The organism is Phaeobacter gallaeciensis (assembly GCF_001678945.1).
Lineage (GTDB): Bacteria > Pseudomonadota > Alphaproteobacteria > Rhodobacterales > Rhodobacteraceae > Phycobacter > Phycobacter gallaeciensis_A.
In genome coordinates, this window is the sequence record NZ_CP015124.1 from 2,478,737 (window position 1) to 2,493,877 (window position 15,141).

At 60.0% G+C, this 15,141-nt stretch carries 13 protein-coding genes; 7 read left to right on the top strand and 6 right to left on the bottom strand.

The features are described from left to right. Positions 1-4 precede the first annotated feature (4 nt). Complete coding sequence (gene serA / locus JL2886_RS11840) at positions 5-1,603, top strand: phosphoglycerate dehydrogenase (protein WP_065272189.1); 1,599 nt, start codon at positions 5-7, stop codon at positions 1,601-1,603. 80 nt (positions 1,604-1,683) lie between these two features. Here serA and JL2886_RS11845 read toward each other — a convergent pair whose 3' ends face one another. Then, on the bottom strand, positions 1,684-2,052 hold the full coding sequence (locus tag JL2886_RS11845) for a hypothetical protein (protein ID WP_065272190.1): 369 nt from the start codon (positions 2,050-2,052) through the stop codon (positions 1,684-1,686). A 249-nt stretch (positions 2,053-2,301) separates the two neighbouring features. Here JL2886_RS11845 and JL2886_RS11850 point away from each other — a divergent pair, with 249 nt between their 5' ends. Beyond that, positions 2,302-3,033 (top strand): metallophosphoesterase family protein, encoded by a 732-nt coding sequence (locus JL2886_RS11850; protein WP_065273670.1) that lies wholly within the window; start codon positions 2,302-2,304, stop codon positions 3,031-3,033. Between the two features lie 268 nt (positions 3,034-3,301). Here the strand turns inward: JL2886_RS11850 and tdh are convergent, their stop codons facing one another. The 3 genes from tdh to JL2886_RS11865 form a co-directional block, all read right to left on the bottom strand. Beyond that, on the bottom strand, positions 3,302-4,357 hold the full coding sequence (tdh, locus tag JL2886_RS11855) for an L-threonine 3-dehydrogenase (protein WP_065272191.1): 1,056 nt from the start codon (positions 4,355-4,357) through the stop codon (positions 3,302-3,304). Then, positions 4,354-5,541 carry a glycine C-acetyltransferase gene (locus JL2886_RS11860; RefSeq protein ID WP_065272192.1) on the bottom strand — a complete coding sequence of 396 codons (1,188 nt, stop codon included), beginning with the start codon at positions 5,539-5,541 and terminating at the stop codon, positions 4,354-4,356. Before JL2886_RS11860 ends, tdh begins: the two co-directional genes overlap by 4 nt. Before the next feature lie 229 nt (positions 5,542-5,770). Then, positions 5,771-6,337, bottom strand: a complete 567-nt coding sequence (locus tag JL2886_RS11865; protein ID WP_065272193.1) for a helix-turn-helix domain-containing protein — start codon at positions 6,335-6,337, stop codon at positions 5,771-5,773. Positions 6,338-6,445: 108 nt separating this feature from the next. On the opposite strand from JL2886_RS11865, the gene JL2886_RS11870 reads away from it, so the two are divergent. Then, on the top strand, positions 6,446-7,621 hold the full coding sequence (locus tag JL2886_RS11870; RefSeq protein ID WP_065272194.1) for an acetyl-CoA C-acyltransferase family protein: 1,176 nt from the start codon (positions 6,446-6,448) through the stop codon (positions 7,619-7,621). Positions 7,622-8,580: 959 nt separating this feature from the next. On the opposite strand, the gene ubiB is transcribed toward JL2886_RS11870, so the two are convergent. Both ubiB and ubiE read right to left on the bottom strand, forming a co-directional pair. After that, positions 8,581-10,110: a 2-polyprenylphenol 6-hydroxylase gene (ubiB, locus tag JL2886_RS11875; protein WP_065272195.1), complete on the bottom strand. Its 1,530-nt coding sequence runs from the start codon at positions 10,108-10,110 to the stop codon at positions 8,581-8,583. A gap of 3 nt (positions 10,111-10,113) precedes the next feature. Continuing rightward, entirely contained in the window at positions 10,114-10,866 is a 753-nt protein-coding gene (gene ubiE, locus JL2886_RS11880) for a bifunctional demethylmenaquinone methyltransferase/2-methoxy-6-polyprenyl-1,4-benzoquinol methylase UbiE (RefSeq protein WP_065272196.1), read from the bottom strand. Between the two features lie 94 nt (positions 10,867-10,960). On the opposite strand from ubiE, the gene mutM reads away from it, so the two are divergent. The 4 genes from mutM to dnaA all read left to right on the top strand — a co-directional run bounded on the left by mutM (position 10,961) and on the right by dnaA (position 15,126). Beyond that, positions 10,961-11,812, top strand: coding sequence for a bifunctional DNA-formamidopyrimidine glycosylase/DNA-(apurinic or apyrimidinic site) lyase (gene mutM, locus JL2886_RS11885; RefSeq protein WP_065272197.1), 852 nt, complete (start codon positions 10,961-10,963; stop codon positions 11,810-11,812). Positions 11,813-11,876: 64 nt separating this feature from the next. Beyond that, on the top strand, positions 11,877-12,653 hold the full coding sequence (locus tag JL2886_RS11890) for an enoyl-CoA hydratase (RefSeq protein ID WP_065272198.1): 777 nt from the start codon (positions 11,877-11,879) through the stop codon (positions 12,651-12,653). Between the two features lie 229 nt (positions 12,654-12,882). Beyond that, the gene (gene rpsT, locus JL2886_RS11895) at positions 12,883-13,146 is read left to right on the top strand and encodes a 30S ribosomal protein S20 (protein WP_065272199.1); all 264 of its coding nucleotides are present in this window, start codon (positions 12,883-12,885) and stop codon (positions 13,144-13,146) included. A gap of 549 nt (positions 13,147-13,695) precedes the next feature. Beyond that, positions 13,696-15,126 (top strand): chromosomal replication initiator protein DnaA, encoded by a 1,431-nt coding sequence (gene dnaA, locus JL2886_RS11900; protein WP_065272200.1) that lies wholly within the window; start codon positions 13,696-13,698, stop codon positions 15,124-15,126. Positions 15,127-15,141 lie beyond the last annotated feature (15 nt).

Here is a 15,141-nt window from a genome sequence, read left to right on the forward strand (position 1 = left end):
AGACATGGCCCCCAAAGTACTCATTTCCGACAAACTCTCCGAAGCCGCCGTTCAGATCTTCCGTGATCGTGGCATCGAGGTCGACTTCCAGCCCGACCTTGGCAAGGACAAGGACAAGCTGGCCGAGGTGATCGGCAACTACGATGGTCTTGCCATCCGTTCGGCCACCAAGGTCACCGAGAAGATCCTCGAGAACGCCACCAACCTCAAGGTGATCGGCCGCGCCGGTATCGGCACCGACAACATCGACAAGGAAGCCGCGTCGAAAAAAGGCGTGATCGTGATGAACACGCCCTTTGGCAACATGATCACCACCGCCGAACACGCCATCGCGATGATGTTCGCCGTCGCCCGCCAGATCCCCGAGGCCTCCGCCTCCACCCACGCGGGCAAGTGGGAAAAATCCAAGTTCATGGGTGTCGAACTTACCGGCAAGACCCTGGGCGTCATCGGTGCTGGCAACATCGGTGGCATCGTCTGTGACCGTGCCCGTGGCCTGAAGATGAAAGTCGTCGCCTATGATCCCTTCCTCGGTCAGGAGAAGGCCGACAAGATGGGTGTCGAAAAGGTCGAGCTGGACGAGCTTCTGTCCCGCGCCGACTTCATCACCCTGCACGTGCCGCTGACCGATCAGACCAAGAATATCCTGTCGGCTGAAAACCTCGCCAAGACCAAGAAGGGCGTGCGCATCATCAACTGTGCCCGCGGTGGCCTGGTCGATGAAGAGGCGCTGGCGGAAGCACTGAAATCCGGTCACGTTGCCGGTGCGGCCTTCGACGTCTTCTCGGAAGAGCCGGCCAAGGAAAACGTGCTGTTCAATCTGCCCAACGTGGTTTGCACCCCGCACCTGGGCGCCGCCACCACCGAAGCGCAGGAAAACGTCGCCCTGCAGGTGGCCGAGCAGATGGCCAACTACCTGCTGACCGGTGCGGTTGAAAATGCGCTCAACATGCCGTCCGTCACGGCGGAAGAAGCCAAGGTCATGGGACCCTGGATCAAGCTGTCCGAGCATCTGGGCGCCTTCATCGGCCAGATGACCGATGACGAGCCGATCAAGGCGATCAACATCCTCTATGATGGCTGCGCGTCCGAGATGAACCTTGAGGCCCTGAACTGCTCGCTGATTGCCGGGATCATGAAGTCGATCAACCCGGATGTGAACATGGTCTCCGCCCCGATGATCGCCAAGGAACGCGGCATCAAGGTCTCGACCACCAACCAGGAACAGTCCGGTGCCTTTGAAGGCTACGTGAAGGTGACCGTGGCGACCCCGACGCGTGAACGCTCCATCGCGGGCACCGTGTTCTCGGATGGCAAGCCGCGCTTCATCCAGATCAAGGGCATCAACATCGACGCCGAAGTGGGTGAGCACATGCTCTACACCACCAACAACGACGTGCCGGGCATCATCGGTACCCTGGGTAAGACCATGGGCGATCACGGCGTCAACATCGCGAACTTTACCCTGGGCCGCGCTGTGGCTGGCGGTGAAGCGATCGCGCTCTTGTATGTCGATGGTGTGGTCCCAGCCGAGGCGCGCGCCAAGCTGGCCGAAACCGGTCTGTTCAACCAGATCAAGCCGCTGCAGTTCGACGTCAAATAACCTGTCTTATGGCCTGAAATCGGAAAAGCCGCCCCTTCACCCGGGGCGGCTTTTTCATGTTCCGCTGAGCTGCGCGCCGGTTATTTCCGGATCGACCGCAGCACGACCACAAAAAACACCAACATCCCCGCCAGGGTCAGCACCGAACCAAGCTTGGCCAGCATTTCATTGTGACTGGCAATTGCCATGGCGATACCGGGCACAATCAGGCCCAGCCCGGCGGCAGACAGCGCGAAATGCAGCTTTGGCAGCAGTCCCTGATCCGCGGCTGGCACCAGATGATAGTAAAAGCCGAAGATCGCAAAGCTGACCCAGCCGATCAGGTTGAGATGCCCATGCGCGGGCGACAGGACGTGATCGCCCGTCGCGGCCATCTGGATGCCCCAGACCATCCCCCCAAGCGCCGCGCTGACCGCGACAATGAAAAATGCGGATGAAATACCTTTCATCTGATCGTCCCCCTTGAACTCACCAAAAACGCCTGCCGTATCATCCCATGCCCGCCTTGAATGGCGGATCGGTTGCGGCAGGTGGCGACAACTGTGACCGGTTTCCGGTTTTCGTTCCACATATTTCCCGCGCTGCGTCACCGGGCAGAGGGCGTCATTCGCGGCTAACCTTCGGCGTCTCACAGGCTGCCCCTTGTGATAGGGCGGTGCATCGGCCATCTATTCCGTATCGCAGCCAAGGAGATGCCCATGCCCGCGCCGATCTACGCCATAGGAGACATTCACGGACAGCGCGAGATGCTGGAAGAGGCGCTGGAGCGGATCGCGGCGGATGGCGGCCCGGACGCGCAGGTGGTGTTCCTTGGCGATTACGTGGATCGCGGACCGGACTGTCGGGGGGTCTTGGATCTTCTGATCGAAGGGCAGGCGGCGGGCAAGAACTGGACCTGCCTGATGGGCAACCACGACCGCATGTTCTCGATGTTCATGGAAGACTATCCGCGCAACGATGCCCGACTGCTGGTCGGCTATCACTGGCTGCACGAGAAGATCGGCGGGGTGCAGACGCTGGCCTCTTACGGGGTAGATGTTCCGGAACGGGCGCGTATCCACGAGGTGCACGAAGAAGCGCGCGCCGCAGTGCCGGAGCGCCACCGGGATTTTCTGGCGGCCCTGCCCAGCCACCATGAACAGGGCGAGCTGCTGTTCGTCCATGCGGGCATCCGTCCCGGCGTGCCGCTGCAGGCGCAGACCGAGGATGACAAGATCTGGATCCGGCATGAATTCCTCGACGACACCCGCCGACACCCCTGGCTGGTGGTGCATGGCCACACCCATGTCCCAAGCGCTGAGCATCGCGGCAACCGTGTAAACCTGGACAGCGGCGCAGGCTTTGGCCGCCCGCTGAGTGCTGCCGTCTTCGAAGGAAAGGACTGCTGGCTTCTGAGCGATCGGGGGCGCAAAAGCATAGGCTCCGCCTAACCAAAAGAACCGCGTTTTTTACGCAGAATCCCAGCGCTTTTCGTCGCAAATCACAGAGAAGTGTGCTAATAGTGAACTGTGGCTGGACGCTGCTTTACGAGTTTTATTCTGTTTTTCTTCTCGGTTCTGGGATGACATGTTTTAGCGCCAGTCACGCCAATTTACCGCGCTTGACCAGATTGCAAACCGCCTCTTGATAGGGCGGTTTTTTGTTATTTTATTGGATGTTACGCATAATTTTGGGCGTTGTTCTGTCCGCGCCGTTTGGTCAGGTCCAGTCTAGAATCACCTTGCCGCACTGACCGGATTTCATGGTGGAAAACCCATCTTTGAACGAATCTATTCCGAATCGGTTTGTGATGATTTCCGAGATATCGAGGCCGTTTTGCAGCATGGCGATCATCTTGTACCAGGTCTCGAAAATCTCGCGCCCGTAGACCCCTTTCAGGGTGATCGCCTTGAAGACGATACGGCTCCAGTCGACCGGGGATTTTCCGGGCGGAATGCCAAGAAGCGCGATCTTGCCGCCCATCACCAGTGCTTCGATCATCTGATCAAGCGCGGATTGGTTTCCTGACATCTCAAGCCCGACATCAAAGCCCTGGGTCATGCCCAGTTCCGCGATGACGTCTTGCAAGTCTTCCTGAGCCACGTTCACGGCACGGACATCCGCGACCTTTTCGGCAAGGGCCAGCCGCGCTGGGTTCACATCGGTGATCGCCACATGGCGCGCACCAACGTGGCGGGCAACCGCTGCGGCCATGATGCCGATAGGTCCGGCGCCGGTGATCAGCACGTCCTCCCCCACCAGATCAAAGCTGAGCGCGGTGTGAACCGCATTACCCAGAGGGTCCAGAATCGCGCCGATGTCATCCGGGATTTCATCCGGCAAAGGCACCACGTTAAAGGCGGGCAGGCGCAGATACTCGGCAAAGGCACCCTGTTCGTTGACGCCGATGCCGCGGGTTTCGGGATCCAGATGGAACTTGCCAGCCCGCCACTGGCGCGAGTGATGACCGATCAGATGCCCTTCGCCCGAGCAGCGTTGACCAATCTTCAGATCCGTCACGTTGCTGCCAAGCTCGACGATCTCCCCGGCGAACTCATGCCCGGTGATCAGCGGGACGGGCACAGTGCGCTGGGCCCAGTCGTCCCAGTTCCAGATATGCAGATCGGTGCCGCAGATGCCGGTCTTGTTGATCTTGATCAGCACATCATCCGCGCCGATCTCGGGCACCGGTGCGTCCACCATCCAGAGCCCCTCTTCGGGTCTGGATTTTTCCAGGGCCTTCATGGTGTTCGGTATCCTGTCAGGCCGTGTCATGAGATCACTCCCAGCGATTTGCCCACCTTGCCAAAGGCGGCAAGGGCGCGGGTCAGTTCTTCGCGCGTCAGGGCCGCGTTCATCTGGGTGCGGATACGCGCCTGGCCGCGCGGCACCACCGGGAAGAAGAAGCCAGAGACATAGACGCCTTCGTCAAAAAGCTGCGCCGCCATGTCCTGCGCCAGCTGCGCCTCGCCCAGCATCACCGGCACAATGGGATGCTCGCCCGGCAATAGATCAAAGCCTAGGCGTTCCAGCCCCGCGCGCCAGAACCGGGTATTCTCGAACAGGCGTGCGCGCAGATCCGCGCCCTGTTCGACAAGGTTCAGCGCCTCGATCCCGGCAGCAACGATGGAGGGCGGCAGCGAATTGGAGAACAGATAGGGCCGCGCCCGCTGCCGCAGCAGGTCGATCACTGGCTGCGGCCCGGCGATATAACCGCCGATGGCCCCCCCAAGTGCTTTGCCCAAAGTTCCCGTCAGAATGTCCACATCGACACCGAAATGGTCCGGTGTCCCGGCGCCATTCGGCCCCATAAACCCCGTGGCGTGACAATCGTCCACCATCACCACGGCGTCGTATTTGTCCGCGAGCGCGCGGATTTCGGGCAGTTTGGCCAGGTAGCCATCCATCGAAAAGACGCCATCGGTGGCGATCATGATATGGCGCGCGCCGTCCTCGCGGGCTTGTTTTAGCCAGGCCTCCAGATCATTCATGTCACTGTTGAGGTAGCGATAGCGTTTCGCCTTGCACAGGCGCACCCCGTCGATGATCGAGGCATGGTTGAGGCTGTCCGAGATGATGGCATCCTCGGGGCCGAGCAGGGGTTCGAACAGCCCGCCATTGGCATCAAAACAGGCGGCAAAGAGGATGGCGTCATCCTTGTTCAGGAACTTTGCCAGCTTCTGCTCCAACTCGCGGTGGATGTCCTGCGTGCCGCAGATAAACCGGACCGAGGCCATACCGAACCCCTTGTCATCCATGACATTGCAGGCGGCGGAGATCAGATCGGGGTGATCCGCCAGTCCCAGATAGTTGTTGGCGCAGAGGTTGATGACCTCGCGGTCGCCCACCGTGATTTCGCCCCCCTGTGGGGAGGTGATCATTCGTTCCCGCTTGGTCAGACCTTCGGCTTCGATCGCGTCCAGGGTCTTGGCGATATCTGTCAAAAAGGCATTGGACATGGGGAATCTCCTTCTACGTCGGAAGTGCGTCTACCATAGCGGATTTGATTCCCAAATAGGGGAAATTCTTAATGACGGAAAAATATCCGTAAAACTGGAATTCTGGAGTGAGACGATATTGAAATCTAATGACCGGATGGCATCGATGTGCTCAGCGTCCGCCGTGGGGCGGGCAGGGGCGTGCCTGCCGCATGTGCGACAGGCCAACAGGATCGGCTTCGGATCGGGCTCAGCCGTTTTTGACGATCAGAAAGACCCGCGCAGCGCTATCTGGTGCGGTGATGTTGTGGGGGATATCGGCGGCATAGCGCGCGGTATCCCCTGTGTGTAGGCGCATATGCGCGCTGCCCGATGTGACCGTGATATCGCCCTCCAGCACCGTCAGATGCTCGGCCGTGCCGCGCCCGTGCGGCTGGCTGTCCAGCGCGCCGCCCGCATCAAGCAGGATATCGTAAACCTCGTGCCCGCCTGCGTCCTCGGGCGGGGAGAGGATGCGGATCCGGCAGCCTTGCCCCATATTGTCGATGGTGGGCACATCACCGTCGCGCAGCACCTCGATCCGGTCCGCCTTGTCAGCGGCGTCCAGCAGCCCGGCAAAATCCACCTGCAAGGCGCGCGTCAGGTTCCATAAGGTCGCAATCGTGGGGCTGGATTCACCGCGCTCAATCTGGCTGACCATGGAGCGCGAGACGCCCGACAGGTTCGCCACGGCTTCTAGGCTTAGGCCCTTGGCGCGGCGGGCCTCTTTCAGGCGCGATGGCAGTAATGTCAGGATATCGTCTGTGTTTTCCGGCATAACGGAACCGTGCGGTTTGCGTCTTGATTTGTCAATGACGGTACGTTTGACAAGACAGCGGATGCTGCATCTGCATAATGCGCGCAACTGACTCGTGAGGAGAGAAAAATGACCGATATCGTGATCCTGGACGGCGCCCGGACCGCCATTGGCACCTTTGGTGGCGCTTTGGCCAACACCGCCCCCATCGACCTGGCCACCGTGGCTTCCAAGGCGGCGCTGGAGCGTTCGGGCGTGGCCCCGGAACAGATCGGCCACGTGGTCTTTGGCCATGTGATCAACACTGAACCGCGCGATATGTACCTGTCCCGTGTCGCAGCAATGCAGGCAGGCATTCCCAACGGCACCCCGGCGATGAACGTGAACCGCCTGTGCGGATCGGGTGCGCAGGCCATCGTGTCGGGTATCCAGTCGCTGATGCTGGGGGATGCGGATTACGCCCTGACCGGCGGCGCCGAGAACATGTCGCGCAGCCCTTTCATCACGCCGTCGGCGCGCTGGGGTCAGAAGATGGGCGATGTGAAATCGCTGGACATGATGCTGGGCGCGCTCAGCTGCCCCTTTGGCACCGGCCACATGGGGGTCACGGCGGAAAACGTGGCGGATGAACACGGCGTCACCCGCGAGCAGATGGATGAATTCGCGATGACCAGCCAGACCCGCGCGGCAGCTGCGATCGAGGCGGGGCATTTCGCCAGCCAGATCGTGCCGGTTGAGGTCAAGGTCAAGCGCGACATGGTGCCGTTCGAGGTGGACGAACACCCCAAGGCAACCTCGATGGAGGCGCTGGCCGGTCTGCGTCCGGTGTTCCAGAAGGATGGCCGTGTGACCGCGGGCAACGCCTCGGGCATCAATGATGGTGCAGCGGCGCTGGTTCTGGCGCGGGCCGAGGCGGCTGAAAAGGCGGGTCTCACGCCCAAGGCGCGGGTCGTCGGATACGCCCATGCCGGTGTGCGCCCCGAGGTGATGGGCATCGGCCCGGTGCCCGCGGTGCAGAACCTGTTGAAGAAAACCGGTCTGAAGGCGAGCGATTTCGACGTGATCGAGTCCAACGAAGCCTTTGCCGCGCAGGCGCTGGCTGTGAACAAGGAACTGGGACTTGATCCGGCCAAGGTGAACCCGAATGGCGGCGCCATCGCACTGGGCCACCCGGTTGGCGCCACCGGCGCGTTGATCACCATCAAGACGCTGTATGAACTGGAGCGCACTGGCGGCAAGCTGGGGCTGATCACCATGTGCATCGGCGGCGGTCAGGGCATCGCCCTGGCGATTGAACGTCTCTGATAAGCGATAACTGGCGCGCGTGGCAGGTCCACGCGCGCCGGGTTTCAGGGGGCAGACCTCCAACAGGAGGGCAAATCCGCGCGGGAGACCTTGTTCTTGCTTGCCGCGGTCAGCCTGCAAATACTGCTGTGCTGCTTTTGGTCGTTTCTGCTGATATTGATTTACCTCAACTACAAAACCATTTGGCGCGCCTAGTCTCCGAGTCCGGTGGACGCGATGGAGCGGTGTTTTGATAGGTGCACTTTCGAACAGTGTTTTGAGGGCTTTATCGATGTTCGCGGCGTCCCTCTGTGTCGGTTGTGACCAAGAGACTGCTGGCGCAGCGGGATTGACTGCGTCAAATGTTCTGGTCGCCCCTTTGGTCTACCCAGTAGCGGCTACAGCGCAGTTGGGTAGAAACCAAGAGAACACTGTTCAACCCGTTCTTGTCACGACTGGTGATGGAAAGGTTCTCTCGCCAAGTTTCGAAGGAACGCCTGAAGCTGAATTCCGGACTTCAAGAAGAACGGTTATTTGTTCAGGAGAGATCCCGTATTTTCGCGGAGCTGACGTCCACGATGGTTTTATCCCCTGCAGTGGCGGAAAAAGAGCGCAAGCGAAGCTTTTTTCTCACTACGGTAAGCAACTGGTTCTGGACATTGGTCCGGCGAATGTTGCTGTCAGGGAACTTAATAGACCTCAAGCCGCATATCCGATTTATGCGCTGGGGGAGGTCGAATTCCGTTGCAAAGGCAACTACTCCAGCTCATCTGGTCGCGCAGCGCCATTTATGGTCGGCTGCGGTTCTAGGTTCAGCGAGGGGGTGGGAGCCGTTTCGCTTCAGGCCAAGGACGGAAAGCGAAAACACTTGACGGTTTGGGTCGACGCCCCCCTCTGATTTTCGACCAGCTGCGGATTGTGGGCATCTTCACGGCCCTATGGTTTCGGCTTTTTGCGTGACTTTCCGGAGCCGACCGTGTTCAGAGAACAAGCGCCAACAGCCCCACACACAGACCACCTGCACCGGCTCCGATCATCGCCGGAGCAAGCCAGCCCCAGGAACTGCGCGGGTGCGCCTCTGTGTCCTGCACCTGCGCGACAAGCGCTCGTTCCACCAGCGCGGGCAGGCGCGGGCCAAAGCGAGCCATCACCCGGGCAGTGCTGAGCAGATCCGACGCCACCGCGCGCGGGCCGATGGATTTCTTGATGTAATCCTCGACCACGGGACGGGCGGCTTCCCAGATGTTGATATGAGGATCCAGCGAACGGGCGACACCTTCAACAACGACCATGGTGCGTTGCAAAAGGATCAGCTCGGTTCGGGTTTCCATGCCGAACCGCTCGGTCACCTCGAACAGATAATTCAGCAGGCGGCCCATGGAGATATGGCTGGCATCCATGCCAAAGATCGGCTCGCCTACCGCGCGCAGGGCGCGGGCGAATTCATCCACGTCTCGGTCGGCGGGGACATAGCCGGCTTCGAAATGCACCTCGGCGACACGTTTGTAATCGCGCTTGATGAAGCCGAACAGGATTTCGGCGTAAACCCGGCGGGTGTATTCGTCGATGTGCCCCATGATCCCGAAATCATAGGCGATGATATCGCCATTGGCGGCGACCTTCAGGTTGCCTTGGTGCATGTCGGCGTGGAAGAAGCCATCGCGCAGGGCGTGTTGCAGGAACAGGGTCAGCACCCGTGCGCCCAGTACCTGCCTGTCGTGGCCCGCCGCATCGATGGCGTCATTGTCACCCAGCGGCACCCCGTCGGCCCAGCCCAGCGTCATCACCCGGCGCGCCGAATGGTTCCACTGCACCTGCGGCAGGGTGAACCCTTCGTCCTGGCCGGTATTGGCGGCAAATTCCGAGGCTGCAGCACTTTCCAGGCGCAGGTCCAACTCGCCCTGAACCACGCCGTCGAAATGCTCGATCACATCGATGGGGCGCAGGCGCCGCGCGCCGGGGGCAAAGAGATCCACGATGCGGGCCGCGAAATAGAAGGCGTCCACGTCCTTCTTGAAGGCGCGCTCGATGCCGGGGCGCAGCACCTTTACGGCGACAAATTCGCCGCTATCAGCCAGTCGCGCACGGTGTACCTGCGCAATCGAGGCGGCTGCGATGGGTTCGCTGAACTCGGAAAAGACCTCATCCACCGGGCGGCTCAGCTCCTTTGCCACTTCGGCCATCGCAACTTCGCGTGGGAAGGGGGGCAGCTTGTCCTGCAGGACGCGCAACTGCTGAGCCAGATCCTCACCCACCACATCGGGGCGGGTGGACAGGACCTGTCCGAACTTGATGTAGGCGGGCCCCAGTGCGGTTAGGGCGCGTGTGGCGGGCGGCATCTTGGGATCGCCCTTGTAGCCCAGCCACTTGAACGGCCAACCCAGGGTATGGGCCAGAATGCGCAGGGGTTTGGGCGCCTCGAAGGCATCCAGAACCACGTTCATGGCGCCGGTACGCTCCAGCGTGGCGCCGGTGCGGATCAGGCGGATAATGTTGTGGGGACCGCGCATGGATCAGATCTTCCAGCCGGAGTGCAGCGCCGCGATGCCCAGCGACAGGTTGCGGTATTTGGCGTTTGCGAACCCGGCGTCCTTCACCATTTGCAGGAAGGTCTCTTGGTCGGGGAATTTGCGGATCGATTCGACCAGATACTGATAGCTGTCGTAGTCATTGGCGATCAGCTTGCCCATCCGGGGGATGACGTTGAAGCTGTATAGATCATAAAGCTTCTGCATGCCGTCATTCGGGAGCTGCGAGAATTCCAGCACCATCAGGCGGCCACCGGGTTTCAACACGCGGTAGGCCTCCTCCAGTGCCTTTTGCGGGCGGGTGACGTTCCGGATCCCGAAGGAGATCGTGTAGACGTCAAAGGTATTGTCCTTGAACGGCAGCGCCATGGCATCGCCTGTGACCCAATCCAGGCTGTCGGCCATCTGGGCGGCTTCTGCGCGCATACGGCCTTCCTCCAGCATTGGCTGGGTCAGGTCCAGCACGGTGGAATGCCCGTGCCCGGCGCGTTTCAGGAAGCGGAAGGAAATGTCGCCGGTGCCGCCTGCCACGTCCAGAAGACGCTGACCGGGGCGCGGCGCCAGCCAGTCCATCATCGCATCCTTCCAGATGCGGTGGATGCCGACGCTCATCACGTCGTTCATCACGTCGTATTTCGAGGCAACAGAGTTGAAGACGCCCTGCACGCGGCCCGCCTTTTCCCGCTCGGGAACGGTTTCAAAGCCGAAATGGGTTGTGGTGTCGTTTGTATCGCTCATGCGGCTTGCCGTTTTCCTAGGTTCGTCCCAGTTATAGGGCGCTTGCGGTCGGGCACAATGCGGCCCATGCATCTAAAGTGTCAGGAGCGATGTAATGCCAGAATTGCCAGAGGTCGAGACGGTGCGCCAAGGTTTGGCGCCTGCAATGGAAGGCGCGGTGATAACGCGGGCCGCAGTGAACCGCCCGGATCTGCGCTGGCCCTTCCCCGATCGCATGGCGGAGAGGTTGACCGGAGCCCGGGTCAATGCACTGAGACGCCGGTCGAAATACATCCTGGCCGACCTCGATACGGGGGAGACCCTGCTGGTGCATCTGGGCATGTCGGGCCGCATGACGGTGTCGGGGGATCCGCTGGGGCGTTTCGTGCATGAACATCCGCAGGCCCAGAAGCACGACCATGTGGTGCTGGACATGGACAATGGCGCGCGCATCACCTTCAACGACCCGCGCCGGTTTGGGGCGATGGATCTCTTGGAGACCTCCACGGCAGAGCAGCACAAGCTGCTGTCGGTGCTGGGGCCTGAGCCGCTTGGCAATGATTTCCACGAAGATCACCTGACCGCTGCCTTCAAAGGACGCAACACGCCGGTGAAATCGGCGCTTCTGGATCAGGGAATCATCGCCGGTCTGGGCAATATCTACGTCTGCGAAACGCTGTTCCGAGCCGGGATCTCGCCCAAAAGAAAGGCAGGGCAGATTGCCGCGCCGCGCGTGGCGGCGCTGGTGCCGATCATCCGCACCGTGTTGGAAGATGCCATTCGCGCCGGTGGCTCCTCGCTGAAAGATTTCCGACAAGCCAATGGAGAACTTGGATATTTTCAGCATACCTTTGATGTCTACGGCCGCGAGGGAGAGCCGTGTCGGCGGGAGGGATGCGGCGGAACCATTGCGAGAATCACCCAATCCGGGCGATCGTCTTTCTACTGTGGCAAGTGCCAAAGATAGCTTGAACGAGATATGTCTCGTGATAATGACTCGTTTCTGAACGGAACAATCGAAAGCGATACCCATGGCCTATGAGACGATCAACGTCGAAGTGAAGGACCACGTTTGCCTCATCAAGCTGAACCGACCCGAAGCGTTGAACGCGCTCAATCAAGAGCTGCTGACTGAACTCTGCGCCGCCCTGGAAGAGGCCGACGCCAGCGATAAGGTGCGCTGCATCGTTCTGACCGGTTCGGAAAAGGCATTTGCCGCAGGCGCCGACATCAAAGAGATGTCTTCGATGAGCTTCACCGAGGTGTTCTCGACCAATCTCTTTGCTTTTGTGAACGATCGCATCACGGCCGTCCGCAAGCCGATCATTGCCGCGGTATCCGGCTATGCGCTGGGCGGTGGCTGCGAGCTGGCGATGCTCTGCGATTTCATCATCGCGGCAGATTCGGCCAAGTTCGGTCAGCCCGAAATCAACCTCGGCGTCATCGCCGGTATCGGCGGTACCCAGCGTCTGACGCGTTTCGTGGGCAAATCCAAATCCATGGACATGAACCTGACCGGTCGTTTCATGACCGCCGAAGAAGCTGAGCGCGCCGGTCTGGTGTCGCGCGTTGTGCCCGGCAAGAAGCTGATCGAAGAAGCGATGGGCGCAGCCCAGAAGATCGCCGAGAAATCCCTGCTGACCGCGATGGCCGTCAAGGAAACCGTGAACCGCTCTTACGAGCTGCCGCTGAGCGAAGGCATGCTGTTCGAGCGCCGCGTCTTCCATTCGATGTTCGCCACCGAAGATCAGAAAGAAGGCATGGCGGCCTTCCTTGAAAAGCGCGAAGCGCAGTTCCGGGACAAGTAAGCCAGCCGTACCGATATGAACGCGAAAGGGCAGGCGCGGCCTGCCCTTTCTTTTTGAAAACCGGCCTCGTGTCTATTGGCCTTGCCAAGGTTCGGCAGCCTCTGTATAGACCTCCGCCATACATGCGCGTGCAGCCCGCCTAGGCTAGAATCACACCGGTGGTCGGATCCGGGTTCGGCTGGCATTGCGTCTATTGAAAAACACGAACTCGATACAAAGGTCAGACACCATGGCAAATTCGCCCCAGGCAAAAAAACGCGCCCGTCAGAACGAAAAGCGTTTTGCTGTAAACAAAGCCCGTCGTTCGCGCATCCGTACCTTCCTGCGTAAAGTTGAAGAAGCAATCGCATCCGGCGACAAAGAGGCAGCAACCGCAGCTCTGCGCGCAGCCCAGCCCGAACTGATGCGCGGCGTGACCAAAGGCGTCTACCACAAGAACACCGCCTCGCGGAAAGTGTCCCGCCTGGCCGCCCGCGTCAAAGCGCTGGGTTAAATCTTAAGAAATCTGAAATCTGCCATTGGTGGGTTTTTTACGGAAGGCATCGCGATTTGCGGTGCCTTTCTTTTTTGATCGCTTCTTAAGCCAGTGCTGCAGGCGCGAGAGATTCTTTGCGGCTAAAGCACGAGTCAACATCATAGTTTCGTTGCCGCTTCCCCCCACAAATTGCTACCACTAATACAGCGATTCACTCGCTGGGGGACAGGCTGCTCGCGGTGATCTTAACGGGCATTAAGATCACTTCCAGGGCTCAGATATATTGCGGTCATGCCAGATCGCAGTGGTCTGATACCAGAGCCGTGCCAGATGATCTGGCACATGGTCTTGTTTCGATTTTGGTGCATATCGACTCAACGCGTGTTGTGCGGCGGTCGAAGGATTTTGTGTGTGTTTCAGGATCCGTACCGCCCGACATGGGTACTGCGTCTGGTCTGACCGGCACGCACCGAATGTCCTGTGTGTGAACGCGCCTCCGGACGGGGAGGCTTGATGAAACGATAGGTCGAAAATGGCCGCTGCTTTTGGGGACGCGTGAGGCGTAGCATGACGGAAGAAAAATGGGGACAGCTCAGACAACGATTGCTCAAGACAGTCGGTCAAAACAATTTCACCACCTGGATCGAGCCGCTTGAATTCAGTTCGGTCGATGAAGGCGTCGCGGTCTTTCATGTGCCGACGAACTTCATGGGGAACTATGTCAGCCAGAACTTTGCAGATCTGATTCTGCACGAGCTCAGCATGTCCGGTGAATCGGTACAGCGGCTTGCGTTTAAGGTGGCTGCCAACTCACCTGCCCGCCCGGTGCGGCAGACGGAACGGGCCGCTGAACCCTTTGCCGAAATGGCCGAGGCGAGTACTGCTCAGGCAGGCGCTGCTGCGCGGACCGAGGATGCGGCTGCGTCGTCTTCGTCGTCGCGTGACGGGCTGGATGCCTTGCAGGCGGCACCGCTGGATCCGCGGTTCACCTTTGACAGCTTTGTTGTCGGAAAGCCGAACGAACTGGCCCATGCCGCTGCGCGCCGCGTGGCCGAGGGCGGTCCGGTGACTTTCAATCCGCTGGTGCTCTATGGCGGTGTTGGCCTGGGTAAAACCCACCTGATGCACGCCATCGCCTGGGAGCTGAAAGAACAGAACCCGCAGCTGAACGTGCTCTACTTGTCGGCGGAACAGTTCATGTACCGCTTTGTGCAGGCGCTGCGCGAACGCAAGATGATGGACTTCAAACACCTGTTCCGCTCGGTCGACGTGCTGATGGTGGATGACGTGCAATTCATTGCGGGCAAGGATTCCACGCAGGAAGAATTCTTCCATACCTTCAATGCGCTGGTGGACCAGAACAAGCAGATCATCATTTCGGCGGACCGTGCCCCGGGTGAGATCAAGGATCTTGAGGACCGCGTGAAATCGCGTCTGCAATGTGGTCTGGTGGTGGATCTGCACCCCACCGATTACGAACTGCGTCTCGGCATCCTTCAGACCAAGGTGCAGCAGCACCGCGAAACCTATCCGGGCCTTGAAATCGCTGATGGCGTGCTTGAATTCCTGGCGCATCGCATCTCGACCAACGTGCGTGTTCTCGAAGGCGCTCTGACTCGTCTCTTCGCCTTTGCCTCGCTCGTTGGGCGCGAGATCGACATGGATCTGACACAGGACTGTCTGGCCGATGTGCTGCGCGCCTCGGAACGTAAAATCACCGTCGAAGAGATCCAGCGCAAGGTGTCGGAATATTACAACATCCGCATGTCGGACATCATCGGCCCCAAGCGTCTGCGCTCCTATGCGCGGCCGCGGCAGGTGGCGATGTATCTGTGCAAGCAGTTGACCAGCCGGTCGCTGCCGGAAATCGGCCGCCGTTTTGGCGGGCGCGACCACACAACCGTGATGCATGGTGTCAAACGGATTGAAGAGCTGAAGACGACCGACGGCCAGATCGCCGAAGACGTCGAAATGCTGCGCCGCTCCCTGGAGGCATAAGCGCGATCCGACCGA